Annotated in this window: 17 protein-coding genes; 15 read left to right on the top strand and 2 right to left on the bottom strand. The window is 33.2% G+C overall.

Annotation, left to right across the window (positions count from 1 at the left end):
- Positions 1 to 58 precede the first annotated feature (58 nt).
- From cidR to ACA31_RS11290, 11 genes are all read left to right on the top strand, one after another.
- Positions 59 to 934 (top strand): cidABC operon transcriptional activator CidR, encoded by an 876-nt coding sequence (cidR, locus tag ACA31_RS11340; RefSeq protein WP_057513425.1) that lies wholly within the window; start codon positions 59 to 61, stop codon positions 932 to 934.
- Positions 935 to 1,394: 460 nt separating this feature from the next.
- Positions 1,395 to 1,781, top strand: coding sequence for a CidA/LrgA family protein (locus ACA31_RS11335; protein WP_057513735.1), 387 nt, complete (start codon positions 1,395 to 1,397; stop codon positions 1,779 to 1,781).
- Positions 1,782 to 2,468 (top strand): LrgB family protein, encoded by a 687-nt coding sequence (locus ACA31_RS11330; protein ID WP_057513424.1) that lies wholly within the window; start codon positions 1,782 to 1,784, stop codon positions 2,466 to 2,468.
- Between the two features lie 92 nt (positions 2,469 to 2,560).
- Positions 2,561 to 4,303 carry a pyruvate oxidase gene (locus ACA31_RS11325; protein ID WP_057513423.1) on the top strand — a complete coding sequence of 581 codons (1,743 nt, stop codon included), beginning with the start codon at positions 2,561 to 2,563 and terminating at the stop codon, positions 4,301 to 4,303.
- A gap of 260 nt (positions 4,304 to 4,563) precedes the next feature.
- Positions 4,564 to 5,958: a YfcC family protein gene (locus tag ACA31_RS11320; protein WP_057513422.1), complete on the top strand. Its 1,395-nt coding sequence runs from the start codon at positions 4,564 to 4,566 to the stop codon at positions 5,956 to 5,958.
- Between the two features lie 227 nt (positions 5,959 to 6,185).
- A complete protein-coding gene (ptsG, locus tag ACA31_RS11315; RefSeq protein ID WP_057513421.1) occupies positions 6,186 to 8,213 on the top strand; it encodes a glucose-specific PTS transporter subunit IIBC in 2,028 nt (675 codons plus the stop codon).
- A gap of 185 nt (positions 8,214 to 8,398) precedes the next feature.
- Complete coding sequence (locus ACA31_RS11310) at positions 8,399 to 8,947, top strand: GNAT family N-acetyltransferase (RefSeq protein ID WP_057513420.1); 549 nt, start codon at positions 8,399 to 8,401, stop codon at positions 8,945 to 8,947.
- A gap of 58 nt (positions 8,948 to 9,005) precedes the next feature.
- Positions 9,006 to 9,527 (top strand): VOC family protein, encoded by a 522-nt coding sequence (locus ACA31_RS11305; protein WP_057513419.1) that lies wholly within the window; start codon positions 9,006 to 9,008, stop codon positions 9,525 to 9,527.
- A 31-nt stretch (positions 9,528 to 9,558) separates the two neighbouring features.
- Positions 9,559 to 10,533: a D-cysteine desulfhydrase family protein gene (locus ACA31_RS11300; RefSeq protein WP_057513418.1), complete on the top strand. Its 975-nt coding sequence runs from the start codon at positions 9,559 to 9,561 to the stop codon at positions 10,531 to 10,533.
- Positions 10,534 to 10,706: 173 nt separating this feature from the next.
- On the top strand, positions 10,707 to 11,033 hold the full coding sequence (locus tag ACA31_RS11295; RefSeq protein WP_057513417.1) for a thioredoxin family protein: 327 nt from the start codon (positions 10,707 to 10,709) through the stop codon (positions 11,031 to 11,033).
- A gap of 512 nt (positions 11,034 to 11,545) precedes the next feature.
- A complete protein-coding gene (locus ACA31_RS11290; protein ID WP_057513416.1) occupies positions 11,546 to 12,064 on the top strand; it encodes a GNAT family N-acetyltransferase in 519 nt (172 codons plus the stop codon).
- 306 nt (positions 12,065 to 12,370) lie between these two features.
- Here ACA31_RS11290 and ACA31_RS11285 read toward each other — a convergent pair whose 3' ends face one another.
- On the bottom strand, positions 12,371 to 13,528 hold the full coding sequence (locus ACA31_RS11285; protein ID WP_057513415.1) for an ArgE/DapE family deacylase: 1,158 nt from the start codon (positions 13,526 to 13,528) through the stop codon (positions 12,371 to 12,373).
- Positions 13,529 to 13,692: 164 nt separating this feature from the next.
- On the bottom strand, positions 13,693 to 14,016 hold the full coding sequence (locus ACA31_RS11280; RefSeq protein WP_057513414.1) for a hypothetical protein: 324 nt from the start codon (positions 14,014 to 14,016) through the stop codon (positions 13,693 to 13,695).
- 440 nt (positions 14,017 to 14,456) lie between these two features.
- Between ACA31_RS11280 and pgsB the strand changes: the two genes are divergently transcribed.
- Genes pgsB through ACA31_RS13385 form a run of 4 tightly spaced genes read left to right on the top strand, consistent with a single transcriptional unit; the run spans position 14,457 to position 17,301 of the window.
- On the top strand, positions 14,457 to 15,614 hold the full coding sequence (gene pgsB, locus ACA31_RS11275) for a poly-gamma-glutamate synthase PgsB (RefSeq protein ID WP_057513413.1): 1,158 nt from the start codon (positions 14,457 to 14,459) through the stop codon (positions 15,612 to 15,614).
- Position 15,615: 1 nt separating this feature from the next.
- Positions 15,616 to 16,068: a poly-gamma-glutamate biosynthesis protein PgsC gene (gene pgsC / locus ACA31_RS11270; RefSeq protein WP_057513412.1), complete on the top strand. Its 453-nt coding sequence runs from the start codon at positions 15,616 to 15,618 to the stop codon at positions 16,066 to 16,068.
- A 14-nt stretch (positions 16,069 to 16,082) separates the two neighbouring features.
- Positions 16,083 to 17,153 (top strand): CapA family protein, encoded by a 1,071-nt coding sequence (locus ACA31_RS11265; RefSeq protein WP_057513411.1) that lies wholly within the window; start codon positions 16,083 to 16,085, stop codon positions 17,151 to 17,153.
- On the top strand, positions 17,143 to 17,301 hold the full coding sequence (locus ACA31_RS13385; RefSeq protein ID WP_172793174.1) for a hypothetical protein: 159 nt from the start codon (positions 17,143 to 17,145) through the stop codon (positions 17,299 to 17,301). The genes ACA31_RS11265 and ACA31_RS13385 overlap by 11 nt, the downstream gene beginning before the upstream one ends.

The following is a 17,301-nucleotide window of genomic DNA, read 5'->3' as shown; positions in this document are numbered from 1 at the left end:
TAAAATTTAAACGTATACTTGAAAGTATTAATTATGTTTTAAGTAGAGGAGAACGTGCATGGATATTAAGCAGATGAAGTACTTTGTTGAAGTTGTAAACCAAAATAGTATGACAAGTGCTTCCAAATCTTTATATATTGCTCAGCCAACGATTAGTAAGGCAATAAAAGATTTAGAAAAAGAACTAAACATGACACTTTTCGATCGCAGTAAACGACAACTTGCATTGACTGATGCAGGGAGAGTGTTTTATCAAAAAAGCAAAGAAATTTTAACACTCTATAATGACTTGCCAAGAGAAATCAATAGTCTACTTGGTTTAGAGACAGGTCATATCAGTATAGGCTTATCAGCAGTAATGAACATGAATAAATTCATTCATATTCTCGGTGAGTTTCATCAAAAATACCCGAATGTAACATACAATTTAGTGGAAAATGGTGGGAAGATGATTGAGACTCAGTTAATTAGAGATGAAATTGATATTGGTATCACCACAATTCCAGTGGATCAGTCTATTTTTCATTCTGTGTTGTTATACGAAGAAGAATTAAGGCTCGTATTGAATAAAGAGCATAGATTGGCGAATTATGAACAAGTAAACATGAGTATGTTAAAAGATGAGGATTTTATACTATTTAATGAAGATTTTTATTTAAATGACAAAATTATTGAAGCGGCTAAAAACGCAGGATTTGTGCCAAATACAATTTCTAAAATTTCTCAATGGAACTTTATTGAAAATTTATTAAGCGCACATCTTGGTGTGAGTATCTTACCAGAAAATATTGTAAATTTACTTGATGGTAATTTTAAAAGTATAAAACTTGATGACCCAGCAATGCGTTGGGAATTAGGCGTTATATGGAAAAAGGATAAATATTTAAGCCATGCGACTAAAAAGTGGATTGATTTTATGAAGCAACGATTATAAAAGTATCGATATAGATTCTCAAGAGTTTGTGGTATGAATATATGTCCCAGACTCAATTTATACAGTCGCAGTAGCCGTCTAAAATCAAAGTCATTAGTTTTAAGCATTCAACTTTTATATTACTTTCGCTAGGCAGCCTTAGGGGGGCGGGAATATGAAATCAAATTTTGATTTCATATTCCCGCCCCCACTTTTTGTTTATAGCGTTACGGATCATCAAATGTAAAGTGAAGTCATGTAAATATCGTGATAGCAGAGACTTTTGAATAAAAAGGATAAATATTTAAAGTTTAATTTTACACCTTAGTATAATGAAACATAATATGATTAATCGCTTACATGAAAAAAAGTAATGGGTGTCATTGAGAATCAATATTTTTATTATATTAGGTGTGGGCTTATACTAGTATATGTAATCAATAAAACACCAAATAAAAATGACGATAAAGGGATGATAAAAATGCAGATGTCACTAAAGGTAGTTAGAGTTTTATTTCAAATATTAATGATTATGGCTATTACGTATGCTGGAAATGTCTTACAAAGTGTTCTGCACATTCCAATTGCAGGAAGCATCGTAGGCCTAATCTTATTTTTTCTCTTATTACAATTTAAAATTGTCCCATCACAATGGGTTAGTAAAGGTTCGAATTTTTTCTTAACAACTATGGTATTTTTCTTTGTACCTTCCGTTGTAGGCGTTATGGATGTCGTATCTGAAATTAATTTGAATTTCATTTTATTCTTCGCAATGATTATTTTAGGAACTTGCTGTGTTGCTTTAATTTCAGGATTTATAGCGGAGAAAATGGTTAGAACTACGGAATATGGGAATGGACAAGATTAGATGACACTTTTAAATGCTTTGATAATGATTGTCTTAACAATTGTTATGTATGCTGGAGCTAAAAAATTACAGCAAAAATTTAAAAACCCGTTTTTAAATCCAGCACTCATATCTTCTATTGGTATTATTACTATCTTGCTTCTATTTAACGTAGATTATCAAGGTTATATGGTTGGCGGTCAATGGATTAATTATCTATTAAACTGTACAGTGGTGTGTTTAGCTTTTCCATTATATCAGAACCGTCATAAAATATTAAAACATGCCAATATCATATTCAGTAGTGTCTTCTCAGCAGTCATATTAAATTTTGTGTTTATATTCTGCTTGTTGAAAATATTAGGTTATTCAAGAGAAGTTATTATGACGATGTTACCACGATCCATGACTGCCGCAGTTGGTATAGAAGTTTCAAATCAACTGGGTGGGGTAGATACAATCACTGTTATGTTTATCGTTGCGACAGGGTTGATTGGTAGTATATTAGGGTCTTATTTATTGAAAGTGGGAAGATTTAAGACCGCTATTGCCAAAGGTTTAACGTACGGTAATGCTTCACATGCATTTGGTACGGCAAAAGCATTTGAAATAGATGGTGAGTCGGGCGCTTTTAGTTCTATCGGAATGATTTTAACAGCCGTATTAAGTTCTATTGTATTGCCGATACTCGTCCTCTTATTATATTAATTTTTAAAAACGAACTAGATATTTTACTGCAAACAACATCAGAAGAATCAGCGATTTAAAATGATTGAAATTTGAAAGGAGCTATTTTAAAAATGGCAAAAATTAAAGCAAATGAAGCATTAGTAAAAGCGTTGCAAGCATGGGATATTGATCATTTATATGGTATACCAGGAGATTCTATAGATGCAGTCGTAGATAGTTTAAGAACAGTTAGAAATAATATTAAATTTGTTAACGTTAGACACGAAGAAGTAGCAAGTCTAACTGCTTCAAGTTATACGAAATTGACTGGTAAAATTGGTGTAGCATTGAGTATTGGTGGCCCTGGCGTGATTCACTTACTCAATGGTATGTATGATGCGAAAATGGACAATGTGCCTCAACTTATTTTAGCAGGTCAAACAGATAGCACAGCTTTAGGCACAAAAGCATTCCAAGAAACAGATATTAGCAAATTAGTTGATGACGTGTCAGTTTATAACCGTCAAATATCTGAAAACGATAAAGATATATTTGGTATTGTCAATGAAGCGATTCGTACTGCATATGAGAAAAAAGGTGTAGCAGTATTAATCTTGCCAAATAACTTATTAACAAATAAAGTTAAAGATACAACAAAAACAAAAGTGGACACTGCACCACCAGCACGTGTAACACCAAAACCACGTAGTATTAAAAAAGCGACTAAGCTTATAAATAAAAGTAAACGACCGGTAGTACTTGTCGGTATGGGTGCTAAACACGCAAAAGATGAACTACGTCAATTTATTGAAGCGGTAAAAATCCCTTCAATCATCACGTTACCAGCGAAAGGTTTATTATCAGATTCACATCCTTATAATATTGGTAATCTAGGTAAAATCGGTACGAAAACATCTTACCAAACAATCCAAGATGCTGACTTATTAATCATGATAGGTACGAACTACCCCTACGTGGACTATTTACCTAAGAAAAATATTAAAGCAATTCAAATCGATAATAATGCTGAAAATATTGGCCATCGTTTTGATGTGAATGTGGGTATTGTTGGAGACAGTAAATTGTCATTGCTACAATTAACAGATTCAGTAAAACATGTATCAGAGCGTGACTTCTTAACTAAAACGTTAGAAAGAAAAGCAACTTGGGATGCATGGATGGCAAAAGATATAGAAGATAACAGTAAGCCAATTAGACCAGAACGTCTAATGAATGCAATTAATCAAGTAAGAACAGACGATGCAATCTTTTCTATTGATGTAGGTACATCAACAGTATGGTCAACACGTTATTTAAACCTAACAGTTAATAATAAATTTATTGTATCTAGTTGGTTAGGTACAATGGGTTGTGCATTGCCAGGTGCAATTGCTGCTAAAACTGCATATCCTAACCGTCAAGTTGTTGGTATTGCCGGTGATGGTGCATTTCAAATGGTAATGCAAGACTTTGCAACAGCAGTGCAATATGATTTGCCAATGACGTTCTTTGTGTTAAATAATCAACAACTTTCCTTTATAAAATATGAACAACAAGCAGCTGGTGAATTAGAATATGCAATTGATTTCACAGATATTGATTACGCAAAATTTGCTGAAAGCTGTGGCGGCATTGGTTACACATTAACTGATCCAAATAGAATTGATGAAGTAGTTGAAGAGGCGATGTCACAAGACCGTCCAACAATTGTGAACGTGTACGTTGATGAAACTGCAGCGCCGTTACCAGGTAAGATTGTGATGGATGAAGCAATGAATTATGGTAAATGGGCATTTAGATCAATTACTGAAGATGGAAAATTAGACTTAGAGGAGTTACCTCCGATGTCAACGGCGGTAAAACGCTTCTTCTAATATTTATATGTTAACTCAAAGCTATCAAACGATTATATGTTTGATAGCTTTTTTATATACAATTATAGCTTGAAATATGAACAGAAGTGATTAAATGGTCCCCTGTATCTCGTCTATATATGGTAGAAGATTTGTATGAAAGTGAATTGTAATTGTTATTTATATACATATATAGCTTATTTCACAAAAAATAGGCTATATATGTATATAAATAACAAACAGTGACTGACGTTAGTTTGGGTGAAGAAAGGAAGATCGTGATGTTTAAATCATTTTTTAAATCAAGTCGTTTTAAAACGCCACATACATATGCATTATTATTAATAATAATTGCTTTTTCGAGCTTACTTACATACTTAATACCAGCAGGGGAGTTCGCACGTGAGAAAAAAGATGGGCAAACCTTGGTTGTTTCAGGATCTTATACAGAAGTAGAACAACAGGGTGTATCTTTTTTTGATATATTCAGAGCGATACCTGAAGGATTAATTAGCGGTGGAGAAATTGTATTCTACATCTTTTTAGTAGGTGGTGCATTCGGTATCGTACATAAAACGGGTGCATTTGAAAATGGTGTCAATAAAGCCATGCAAGCATTAGGAAAGTATAAAGGACTTATGATTCCCTTAACAATGACTATCTTTTCTATACTAGGCTTTTCTATTGGATTGGCAGAAGAAACGATTATTTTCGTGCCAATCGGTATCATTATAGCTCGAACATTAGGTTATGATGCACTTACAGGTGCTGCAATGGTAATACTTGGGGCAGCCAGTGGATTTATAGGTGGTATGCTCAATCCATTTACAGTCGGCGTAGCACAATCTGTAGCTGAATTACCAATGTTTTCAGGTTGGGGGTTACGGACAATCATCTATTTATTTATTTTAAGTGCCGCGATAATGACAGTAATGTTTTATGCACGAAAAGTTAAGAAGGATAAAACTAAAAGTCTCGTTTATGAATTGGAACAAGCAGAAGATGATATAGAAAATCAAATGTCCGCGCCACGCTTTACGAAAAGACAGGCAATTGGTCTAGGTTTAATCGTTGCCGCAATTGTATTAAACGTATATGGTATTTTTACGTATGGTTGGTCGTTTAATGAGATGAGTGCCAACTTTTTACTAGCAGGTTTATTAGCAGGCTTCATTGGTGGCCTAGGGATGAATGGCACTTTCGATGCAATGATCGAAGGTATGAAAGATATACTATTTGGTGCAATGATTGTCGGCTTTGCTAAAGGAATTATTGTAATTTTAGAAAATGGTCAAGTCATTGATACAATTGTATATGGCATGACAACTTTATTAGCAGATATACCTTCTTCAATGGTTATCATAGCAATGTTTATACTACAATTTTGCTTGAACTTCTTTATACCATCTGGTTCAGGCCAAGCATTAACAACAATGCCCTTAATGGTACCTATATCTGACTTATTAAGCATTAATAGACAAGTTACTGTGCTTGCCTTCCAATATGGTGATGCGATTAGTAATATTTTATTCCCAACGTCTGCAATACTTATGGGCGCATTAGCTGTTGGGAAAATCACTTACACACAATGGCTTAAATTTGCATGGAAGTTAATTGTGATATGGGTAGTGATTTGCAGTGTCGGGATGTCTATTGCATTAATAATCGGATACTAATTGCGCATCATAGTGAAAAGAAGTTATAGCATTTTGAAAAATAGAATACGAATTGATATTGTATAAATTTTTAAAATAGTATATACTGAATTAAAATAAATCGTCATATTGCGTGTTACTGGTTAAGCAGGCATGAGCAAACAAAGCGACTATCGGGAATAGTCTGTTTGCTCATGCCTTTTTGTGTGCGTTTTGACGATAAAGATATAGAAGGGATGTTTTTGTATATGTTTAAGAAGTTTTTTGGACAATTGCAACGAATTGGTAAGGCGTTAATGTTACCAGTCGCAATTTTACCAGCCGCTGGTTTATTACTAGCAATTGGTACAGCAATTCAAGGGGATGCCCTACAACAATATCTTCCATTTATACAAAATGGAGGAATTCAAAGTGTCGGTGAAATGATGGCTGGCGCAGGTGGTATTATATTTGATAATTTGCCAATCATATTTGCGATGGGTGTCGCAATCGGTTTAGCTGGTGGTGACGGCGTTGCAGCTATTGCTGCGTTTGTTGGTTATGTCATTATGAATAAAACAATGGGTGCATTTTTACATGTGTTACCAGATAACGTAAATGATGCCGCTAGTGGTTATGCGAGTGTCTTAGGCATACCAACATTACAAACAGGGGTGTTTGGCGGTATTATCATTGGGGCGCTTGCTGCTTGGTGTTATAATAAATTCTTTAATATTTCATTACCATCATATTTAGGATTTTTTGCTGGTAAACGTTTTGTGCCAATTATGATGGCACTAACTTCGTTTGTATTAGCATTCCCGATGGCTTTAATCTGGCCACATATTCAAACGGGTTTAAATGCATTTAGTGAAGGATTACTTGATTCCAATACAGGATTATCTGTATTCTTATTTGGGTTTATCAAACGTTTATTAATACCATTTGGTTTACACCACATTTTCCATGCACCGTTTTGGTTCGAATTTGGTTCATGGAAAAATGCAGCAGGAGATATTATTCGTGGTGACCAACGTATCTTTATAGAACAAATTCGAGAAGGAAGTCATTTAACCGCTGGTAAATTTATGCAGGGTGAATTCCCAGTAATGATGTTCGGTCTACCTGCAGCAGCTTTGGCTATTTATCATACAGCGAAACCTGGAAGTAAGAAAATTGTGGCTGGTTTGATGGGTTCTGCAGCTTTAACCTCGTTCTTAACAGGGATTACGGAACCATTAGAATTCTCATTTTTATTCGTAGCACCATTACTATTCTTTATTCATGCAATACTGGATGGTTTAGCGTTCTTAACAATGTATCTATTAGATGTGCATTTAGGGTATACATTCTCAGGTGGTTTTATAGACTTCGTATTATTAGGCGTTTTACCAAACCAAACAAATTGGTGGCTAGTGATTCCAGTAGGACTGGTATACGCAGTGATTTACTACTTTGTATTTCGATTCTTTATTACAAAATTCAATTACAAAACGCCTGGTCGTGAAGACAAACAAGTTGAAGCTTCTACTGCATCAGCGAGTGAATTGCCATTTGAAGTGTTAGACGCGATGGGTGGACAAGAAAATATTAAGCATCTTGACGCTTGTATCACACGACTACGTGTTGAAGTGAAAGAGAAGCGTCAGGTCGATGTTGCTGGATTGAAAGCATTGGGTGCTTCTGGCGTGCTAGAAGTGGGTAATAATATGCAGGCAATATTCGGTCCTAAATCGGATCAAATCAAGCATGATATGGCTATGATTATGAAAGGTGAAATTACAAAACCTAGTGAAACTACAGTGCCAGCAGAGGACGATAATAAAGTTACACATATGGATAATTTGAATGAAGTGGAAATTTACTCACCAGGTAAAGGTCAAATTATACCGTTATCAGAAGTGCCTGATCAAGTTTTCGCTCAAAAAATGATGGGCGATGGTGTAGGATTTGTTCCTGAAGATGGAGAAATTGTGGCACCATTTGACGGTACAGTTAAAACAATATTCCCTACCAAACATGCCATTGGTATAGAGTCAGATGAAGGTGTAGAATTACTCATTCACATTGGAATTGATACTGTTAAGTTAGATGGTGCTGGTTTTGAAAGTATGGTTAGTACAGGAGACACAATTAAAAAAGGACAAATACTAATGCAAGTTGATTTAGACTATATTAAAGCAAATGCACCTAGTATTGTGACGCCATTGATATTAACAAACTTAGAAAACCGAACACTTGAAATAACTGACGTAGAAGATGTGAAATCACAGCAATTGATTATGACAGTTAAATAAGACTAAATAATCATAAAAATAAGCGTTTTAAATGAAACTAGAATGGACTAGTCATATAATATCTCAAACAGTTCGAATTGATAAAAATTCGAACTGTTTTTTATTTTTTTAGATAAAATGTTGAAATATTCTGAAATTATAAATATTATAGGAGTTATGATTATATTAAAAATGAGGGTGAAATTATGAGCTATAGACCATCAATGCAAGTGATGCCCAAAGTAACACTTGTGCCACCAGAGTCAAACATGGACAAAGCGTTATATCAAACAATTAGAGAAAATTTTTCACACTTAGAACCCTTTCTGGAATTTATTACTGAAGATGTCACAACACAAGACGAAAGTGCATATTTGAAAATGATGATTCAGCAACATGCAGACAATACAGGTCGCTTATTTATTATTTACTATGAAGATGATCTTATAGGTACCATAGATTTACATAGAATAGATATGAAGAATCGCAAAGCAGAAATTGGTTATTGGATTGCTGAAGATTATACAGGAAAGCAAATTACAACGACGTGTGTGAAGCATATGTGCCATTATGCATTTATAACATTAGGCTTAAATAAATTGACTATTTTAGCTGATATTCGAAATATACCAAGCAATAAAGTTGCTGAAAAAGTTGGTTTTTCTTTTGTTGCTACTGATTATCAAGATGTGTTCGATGGAGAAGTATTTAGAGATATGAACCGTTATATATTATTAAAAGAACATTTTAACTAAAATAAATTAAATACTTTCATCATGTTTTAAAAATGATTATTTTGAAAGGGGGATGAATATGGATATCACAAGAGGCATAAATCATATTGGATTAACGGTACCGGATATTGAAGCTGCAACTACATTTTTTAAAAAAGCTTTCGACGGAAAGATTGCCTATGATAGTCAAACGAAAGCCGAGGATTCACGGTCAGGTGCATTTGTAGAACATGTCTTAGATATAGAACAAGGGGCGAAAATTATAAAAAAACGCATGATGGTGTTTCATAATGGACCTAATATAGAAATGTTTGAATTTAAAGATGTTATTCAGCAAAGTCCAGCATCGTTACAGGATGTTGGTTTTACACATATCTCATTTTACGTAGATGATTTTGAAACTACTTTTAATCGCGTGAAACAAGCGGGGGGCAAACCGGTTTCAGAACCACACAGTAATACAAAATATGAAGATACAGCAAATAATAAAACCGTATATATACGCACGCCATGGGGGAGTTTAATTGAATTACAAACCATCCCTAACGGTTATTATTATCCAGATGACAGTGAGGCTGAAGTGTTTATACCTAAAAAATAAATATAAAAATTTAACTAAGGGGGAATCGATGATGTTACAAAGAAAATTAAATATCGCGAATTTAAAGACACCTATTCATAAATTAGAGGCGCTAAGTCAGTCATTAGGTAAAGAAATCTATATTAAAAGAGATGACTATACAGGAACCGAAATTTCAGGGAATAAGGTGAGGAAATTAGAATATACGATACAGTATGTACTAGATAACGGTTACGATACAGTCATTACAACTGGTGCAATCACATCTAATCATGCGCGTGCAACTGCTGCTGTCTGTGCGCAATACAATATAGAATGTCATTTAATATTGAGAGGAACAAAGAAACACTATGAAGGGAATTTGTTTTTGGCAACGATGTTAGGCGCTCATATACATCTTATAGAACCCAACGCCTCAAGAGAAGAAGCAATGGATACATTGTATATAGAATTAGAAGAATGTGGCAAAACACCATTTAAAATACCGGCTGGTGCATCTGATTGGATAGGCGCTCATGGTTATATCAATACTTATGAAGAAATATTAAAACAAGAAATCACGATGGGCGTTCAGTTTGATTCTATTAATTTAGCAGTAGGTTCTGGTGGTACATATGCGGGGCTTTGGTTTGGCAAAACGAGGAATAATTTAGAAACTCAAATCATTGGATATGCTGTAAATAAAAATGCTGAAACCTTTGAAAATAAAGTTATTGAGATTATTAAAGATTTAGACAAAGACATTACCTTATTTGAATCCATATTAATCAACGATGAATATATTGGTTTAGGATATGGCCAAGCAACAGATGAAGAACTTCAATTTTATATCGACATCGCGCAACAAGAAGGAATAATATTAGATCCCACATATACTGGAAAAGCTTTTCGAGGACTTGTTGAGGAAATAAAGCAAGGTCATTACGATGATCAGCAATGTATTTTATTTATTCATACAGGTGGTTTACAAGGCTATACGCAGGAAATAAGAACGCGTATCGAACAATTACTATTAAAAAATACTTAGTCACTATAGTACTCGAAAGTTATGTTTTAAAAATATAATATGTGCAATAGATAAAAGAAGATGAGCTGTTTTCAAATGTTGGATTATTGTGTTTTTGAAGCAAATACGTTGATTATGCTTCAGGAAATGTTACATAATGAGATACAATTTGTGTGACAAGGATGGTGTTTAAAATGACGCGAACATTGACTACGATAGAATCATTTTACGCGTTTGTTAACAATCATAAATTGGTAGTTATACATGTAATGAGAGACAATTGTAGCGTTTGTCATGCAGTATTACCACAGATAGAAGGACTTGTAGGTGAATACCCTAATGTGTCACTAGGCGTTATAAACCAAAGTAATTTAGAAGCTATAGCTGGTGAACTATCGATTTTTACTGTACCAGTAGATTTAATATATTTAGATGGAAAGGAAATGCACAGACAAGGTCGCTTTATTGATATGCAACGATTTGAACATCAGTTGAAGTTGATGTATCAAATGATAGATTAATGCATTTTAGTATATAATTTCATTTTTATACCAGAATGATTAAAAAGATATTACGACTTTTAATAAAGCGCAGCATCCATCACCTGGCAGAGTGGAAAAATAAACATAGAAGAGGCTGAGACAAAACATATCTTAGTCTCAATTATTAAATTGGCAGTGGCTGTCTGAATTGAAAATGCGCTTATATTAAGCACTTGTATTCCATTTTCTAGTCAACTTTGTCGGGCGAGGCTCATTACAACGAAATCTCATGTTGTATTTATGTCCGGTTCCCTTGGTCACAAGTACAACATGAGATGTTGTAAATGAGATATCTATCAAGCCTTATAGGGATGGGAACATGAAATCAAAATTTGATTTCATGTTCCCATTTTTTTTGTTGTTAATACTTAAAATAACACAAAATAATTAAATTGCTTCAAATGAAAATGTGAGTAATTAGATTAAAAGTTTCATGTTTCTTAAAAATAATGTATGATAAAGAATATTAATAGCGCAATAGGGGGATGTATATGCGAATAGAAAGAATCTGTCCTGATGAAGCAGAGCCATTATATACTTGTATGAAGAAAATCGACCAAGAAACGCAATATATGTTGTATTTGCCAGATGAACGTAGTTTTGATAAAGAAGCATTTATTGATGATATTAAGCGTAATTTTTATATTGGTGTTAAAACAGATGACAATGAAATCTTAGGATATCTTTCTGCACATATTAGTACATTATCTAAGGTGAAACATATTGGTTATATTATGACAGGGCTTATTAACAACAAGCAGCAGCAGGGTTTATCAACAAAAATGTTTGATGAAACAATTAGGTGGGCAAAGCGCAAGGGGTTAAGACGCTTAGAATTAAATGTGATTACATCGAATACACCAGCTATAAACTTTTACGAGAAATTAGGATTTAAAATCGAAGGGATTAAACGTGAATCGATTTATATAGATGAACATTACTATGATGAACTCTATATGGCAATGATATTGGATCAAGACTTTATTCCTAATACTATGCACGTGTTGTAGGTGTCCTGGGAAAGGTAAGGTTGAGAAATCAACTATATATACATAAAATTAAAGTATTGAGTTTGCGTGATTACTTTTACTAAAATTTAAACAACTTTATTATAAAAAAATATATCAGATGAATTTTAGGAAGTTATATGTTTTGTTGGAAAAGGCATCGTTTTGGGCTGAGTCTTGCGGGAAAGTGTGTCAACAAAGCCTTAGAATTTATCGACACACTGAAGGACCTTCCAATTTTGGAAAGGTCCTTTATTATATCAGACGTTATTTTTTAGTCATTTGAGGAAAGTACACGGGTAATTGGTATTACTTATTTGTTTTTAAATAAGTAGGGAAAAATTCTGTGAATAAGTCAATAAATGCTAAGTACACATCTTTTTCTACATATTCATCTACTTGATGCGCTTGGCTGACTAAACCAGGACCATACATAATAAATGAAAAATCTTCGTCCTTATCTACAAGTAGGTCGGAAGCATCAGTTACACCTGGTGAAGCTTCTAAAGGTAAATCAGCTTTTAAATATTTTGTGCCCATATCGTGTGCTAATTCTGCTAGTTTATTTTGTCCAGTTGTATAAACAGGTGGTCTAGACATATAAGTGTCGATTTCAATATCTGTATGATCAGTTTCAACTTTTTTTAAAATTTCATTAAAATAAGAAATGAATTGTTCGTTATCATGTTCTGGAATTGTACGGATATTAAATTCTGACTCAGCATGTTCTGGAATGGAGTTCACTTGGTTACCGCCATTAAAGATAGTAGCATTCATAATGGCATTACCTAAAAGAGTATTGCTTTTATCGAATTTTTCGAATCCTTCATCCGCTTTATAAACAAATTTCACAAGTGGCGAAATCGCATTGAAACCAAGGTGTGGCATGGAACTGTGTGAAGCTTTACCTTTTGAAGTCACACGTATATCCATTGAACCTTTATGTGCATAAATAATTCTATCTTGAGATGGTTCGGCAATAACGAGTGCTTCTACATCTTTCATGTAGCCTTGTTCTTGGAAAGCTTTTGCACCTTCACCTACGATTTCTTCGCCTGCAGTTGCGAGTAAACGAATTCTACCATGGTTTAATAATCCTTGTTCTTTAATATCAATGAAGCTGATAACCAATGCAGCAAGTCCTGATTTCATATCTGCAGAACCACGTCCATAAAATTTATTATTCACTTCAGTTAATTTGAAGGGATCATATGTCCATTTGTTTATATCGCCTTCTGAAACGACATCCATGTGCCCTGAAATACCTAGAATTGGCCCATCTTCACCAATTTCTGCTATCAAATTTGCACGTGTGTCGTTGATTTTAATTATTTTGGAGTCGATAGCATGTTTAGATAATAAATCTTTAAGATATTCACATACTTCAATTTCATAGTCATTTACAGACTTGATACTTACTAAATCTTCTAGTACTTGAACTTTTTCTGCTTCTGAAAATTTACTCATCTTAATAAAACCCCTTTTCTTTAAATAATAATCATCTATCAACTTCATTATATCTGAAGAGTCTGAACAATTAAATTTTATCGTATTAAAATAGGGGATAATGAAATTTTATTTTTGAGTTTTTATTTATATTTTTAGCACATAACGTATGTTCAAGAAAAAAATCATACATGGTTCTTAGATGAAGTGCGATCTAAGGGCCATGTATGAGCATTAACATGTTGCGATAAGGATTCTGTTTTTAATGTATTTGTAAGATTAGAATGTAACTCATTAGGTATGCTGTTACTTTCAGTTGTTGTTTTACCGGATGATTCATTATTGTATTCTACATTTTCAATGTTTGTAGGCTCGATAGTATCTAAAACTGCACCTTTCCTATCATTACCTTGAATACTTCCAACTAAAATCATAATGAGATAGCTACAAGTGATAAGAAATACAACACCAAGATATATAGAAACTACTAATTTAACAGATTTACTCATAAACTGCCCCCTATATAGAATTATTGATCCCTATAAACATAAGATAACATTTAAGTTTTAATAATATGTTAAGAAGTAGTAAATATTATATATTTATTTGTGTTAAAATAAATATCGATACTAAAATAAATTTAAAATTTCTATAAAAATATTTATTTTTTCAAAAATATAAATACCATTATATAAGGGTCTATAAAGATAAAAGATGAATATTACATGTAATGTAAATTTAAATTTACGAAATATTAATAAATAATTCAAAAAATTTATATTAAATCAATAACTGCATGTTAGCATAACGGTATTGATAGGTAGGAATAGTTAACACGTTATGAATACTTTTTGTTAGTTGATACATCTTCACTATGTATTAATAACATGGTTACCCTGCTTTGATATTTACATAAAATTAAATACGCTGCTGAAAAGAGGGATAAAATTTGCTACTCATCATCATATGTGTAGGTCTAATTCTTTGGCTAGGTATTGTTGAGAAAAAACAACATTCCTACAGATTAGAAAAAGTACCGATACGCATAAATATAAATGGTATAAGAGGTAAATCTACTATAACAAGATTGATTTACAGTACACTGCGTGAGGACAACTACCGAGTTATAGGTAAAACAACAGGAACAGATGCACGTATGCTGTACTGGTTTACACCAAGAGAGTATCCAGTTTATAGGAAACCTCAAGGAGCAAATATCGGCGAACAACGTGACATTATTCGCAAAGTTGTAAAACAAAAAGCCAATGCCTTAGTAAATGAATGTATGGCAGTTAATCCAGATTATCAAATTACATTCCAAAAAGACTTAGTTAAAGCCAATATTGGTGTGATTGTAAATGTGATGGAAGATCATATGGATGTGCTAGGTCCGACGTTAGATGAGGTAGCTGAAGCATTTACAGCGACCATTCCTTACAAAGGACATCTTGTAGTTATGAAAGATGACTACACTAAATTTTTTGCCAAAGTTGCTAAAAAACGTAAAACAAAATTAATCGTTGTTGATAAAGAAGAGGTTCCTGAATCTTATCTAAGAAAGTTCGGTTACATTGTATTCCCAGATAATGTTGCAATTGCTATGGGTGTTGCCGAAGCGCTTGGCATAGATCGAGATACAGCTTTGCGTGGCATGTTAAATGCACCACCTGATGTTGGAGCAGTTGAAGTTAAATACTTTAACGCTAACCATTCAACTAACGTTTATGTTAATGCATTTGCCGCAAATGAACCGAAATCTTCAAAAGCAATATTAGACAAAGTTGAAACTTATAATTATCCATATAAAAAAATTATACTCATATTAAATTGTCGTTCCGACAGAATCGACAGAACGAGACAGTTTTGTGAAGATTTTTTAAAGGATGTCGAATTCGATACATTAATATGTACAGGTAAAAGTACTCAAATGGTCAATGATGTAATGAAAGGCCAGCCTAATAAGAAGTATTTAAACTTCGAAGGTAAAGATATAAAAGAAGTCGAGCGCGCATTATATAAAGAGTCTCAAAATGCCTTGATTTTCTGTGTGGGTAACATTCACGGACCAGGTAAACAAATAGCGCAATATATAGAAGGGATCAAATAATATGATAGGTTCAGAGTTATATTTTTCATTATTTGTGGGCATTGTACTAAGTCTAATCTTTGCGGAGAAGTTTGGTATTAGTCCAGCTGGATTAGTAGTACCAGGATATTTAGCGCTGATTTTTGATCAGCCGATTATGTTACTATCCGTACTCATTATTAGCTGCATTACATATTTTATTGTTAATCATGGGGTAAGTAAAATCGTAATTTTATATGGCCGTAGAAAATTTGCGGCAATGATACTTACTGGTATGGTATTAAAATTTTTATTTGACATCATTTATCCTTTAACCCCGTTTGAAATGGTAGAAATGTCAGGGATCGGCGTTGTTATTCCAGGTATCATAGCAAATACAATTCAAAAGCAAGGTGTCATTATTACATTATCTACATGTATGTTATTAACATGTATTACTTACGTTATCTTATTCTTTTATAGCTTTATCAATTAGTAAGGAGCATAAATATGAAACAATCTAAACGATTTACTATAGAGGAACGGGTATTAAAATGGACGAAACGTCACAAAAAACGTAACTCTATATACACCGGTATTATTTTAATAGGGGCAATTGCACTTTTAGTATTCACTATGTCATCACAAAAGGTTGAACCAGTTCAAACTATGGGAAAAGCCAAAGATGATATAAGGATGACTTATTTAGGCAATATAGAAATGAATAAGCATATAAGAAAAAATAATATTAACGACACCTTTAGTCCGATGGAAAGTGTTTTAAATGCGAGTGATTACTCAACAGCAAGCTTAAACCTCACAAACTTTTCTGACGATAGAAAGACAAATATTAATAGGAATTTAGAGAACGTCATGTTTTTGAAGGGTCTAAATATTAAAAGTTTAAATGTTATCAACCAAGTTACCGATAATATAACAGCGAGAGAGTTTAGTAGAGCGGTAGAAGGACAGGCTGGTTATAATTATTTAACTGGAAATGGTTCAAATCCTATTAATAGTAAAACAGTACAACAAACTGTTAAAGGTAAAAAAATTGCTAACGTTTCGTTTACAGATGTTGAATCTGATTATACAGACACTTTGAAAAACACAACCTCGGTGAGTTTAGAACCGAATATCTATATTCCATTAATTAAAAAGTTGAAAGAGGAAAACGATTATGTTGTGGCCAATGTCGATTGGGGAATAACGGATGAACGTGCTGTTACAACAAGGCAAAAGAAATATGCACATTCACTTGTTGACGCTGGTGCAGATGTAATTATCGGTCATAACTCAGTTGTTCAGAAGATAGAAAAATACAAAGATACTAGTATTTTTTATAGTCTTGGTAACGTAACTTCTGAAGATTTTTTATCTAAGAATAAACAAGGCTTAGCTGTTCAACAAAATTGGAATGGTAAAGATTCAGAATTTATGGTAACACCAATAAAATCACAAGGTGGAAAAATTACAGAATCCAATCCTAACAAAGTGGAAGAAATTAAATTATTGAACAATGTTGAAAGTAAAAGTGTAGATCTTAAAAAAGAGAATGGAGGTTACGTATATGAACATTAAAACACAATGGGTGGGTATTACAGTAGTTTCAATAGTATTAGTGATCTTTTTATTAATTGTCTTTGCTCGTGCGAATGAAGGTTTAGATCAATATGAACAGAATGAACTTAAAACATCGCATCACCAATATTTGTCTAAAGGAGCTTAA

Origin of the sequence: Staphylococcus sp. NAM3COL9 (assembly GCF_001431205.1) — a bacterium.
In the GTDB taxonomy this organism is placed as follows: Bacteria; Bacillota; Bacilli; order Staphylococcales; family Staphylococcaceae; genus Staphylococcus.
The sequence above is the reverse complement of the archived record's forward strand: the minus strand, read 5'-3'. Positions and strand labels throughout refer to the sequence as shown.

Coding starts and splice junctions, on each gene's coding strand:
- ACA31_RS11265 (WP_057513411.1), top strand. CDS start 16,083: ATGAAACAATCTAAACGATTTACTATAGAGGAACGGGTATTAAAATGG.
- ACA31_RS11325 (WP_057513423.1), top strand. CDS start 2,561: ATGGCAAAAATTAAAGCAAATGAAGCATTAGTAAAAGCGTTGCAAGCA.
- ACA31_RS11280 (WP_057513414.1), bottom strand. CDS start 14,016: ATGAGTAAATCTGTTAAATTAGTAGTTTCTATATATCTTGGTGTTGTA.
- ACA31_RS11290 (WP_057513416.1), top strand. CDS start 11,546: ATGCGAATAGAAAGAATCTGTCCTGATGAAGCAGAGCCATTATATACT.
- ACA31_RS11320 (WP_057513422.1), top strand. CDS start 4,564: ATGTTTAAATCATTTTTTAAATCAAGTCGTTTTAAAACGCCACATACA.
- cidR (WP_057513425.1), top strand. CDS start 59: ATGGATATTAAGCAGATGAAGTACTTTGTTGAAGTTGTAAACCAAAAT.
- ACA31_RS11300 (WP_057513418.1), top strand. CDS start 9,559: ATGTTACAAAGAAAATTAAATATCGCGAATTTAAAGACACCTATTCAT.
- pgsC (WP_057513412.1), top strand. CDS start 15,616: ATGATAGGTTCAGAGTTATATTTTTCATTATTTGTGGGCATTGTACTA.
- ACA31_RS11285 (WP_057513415.1), bottom strand. CDS start 13,528: ATGAGTAAATTTTCAGAAGCAGAAAAAGTTCAAGTACTAGAAGATTTA.
- ACA31_RS11305 (WP_057513419.1), top strand. CDS start 9,006: ATGGATATCACAAGAGGCATAAATCATATTGGATTAACGGTACCGGAT.
- ACA31_RS11335 (WP_057513735.1), top strand. CDS start 1,395: ATGCAGATGTCACTAAAGGTAGTTAGAGTTTTATTTCAAATATTAATG.
- ACA31_RS11310 (WP_057513420.1), top strand. CDS start 8,399: ATGAGCTATAGACCATCAATGCAAGTGATGCCCAAAGTAACACTTGTG.
- ACA31_RS11295 (WP_057513417.1), top strand. CDS start 10,707: ATGACGCGAACATTGACTACGATAGAATCATTTTACGCGTTTGTTAAC.
- ACA31_RS11330 (WP_057513424.1), top strand. CDS start 1,782: ATGACACTTTTAAATGCTTTGATAATGATTGTCTTAACAATTGTTATG.
- ptsG (WP_057513421.1), top strand. CDS start 6,186: ATGTTTAAGAAGTTTTTTGGACAATTGCAACGAATTGGTAAGGCGTTA.
- ACA31_RS13385 (WP_172793174.1), top strand. CDS start 17,143: ATGAACATTAAAACACAATGGGTGGGTATTACAGTAGTTTCAATAGTA.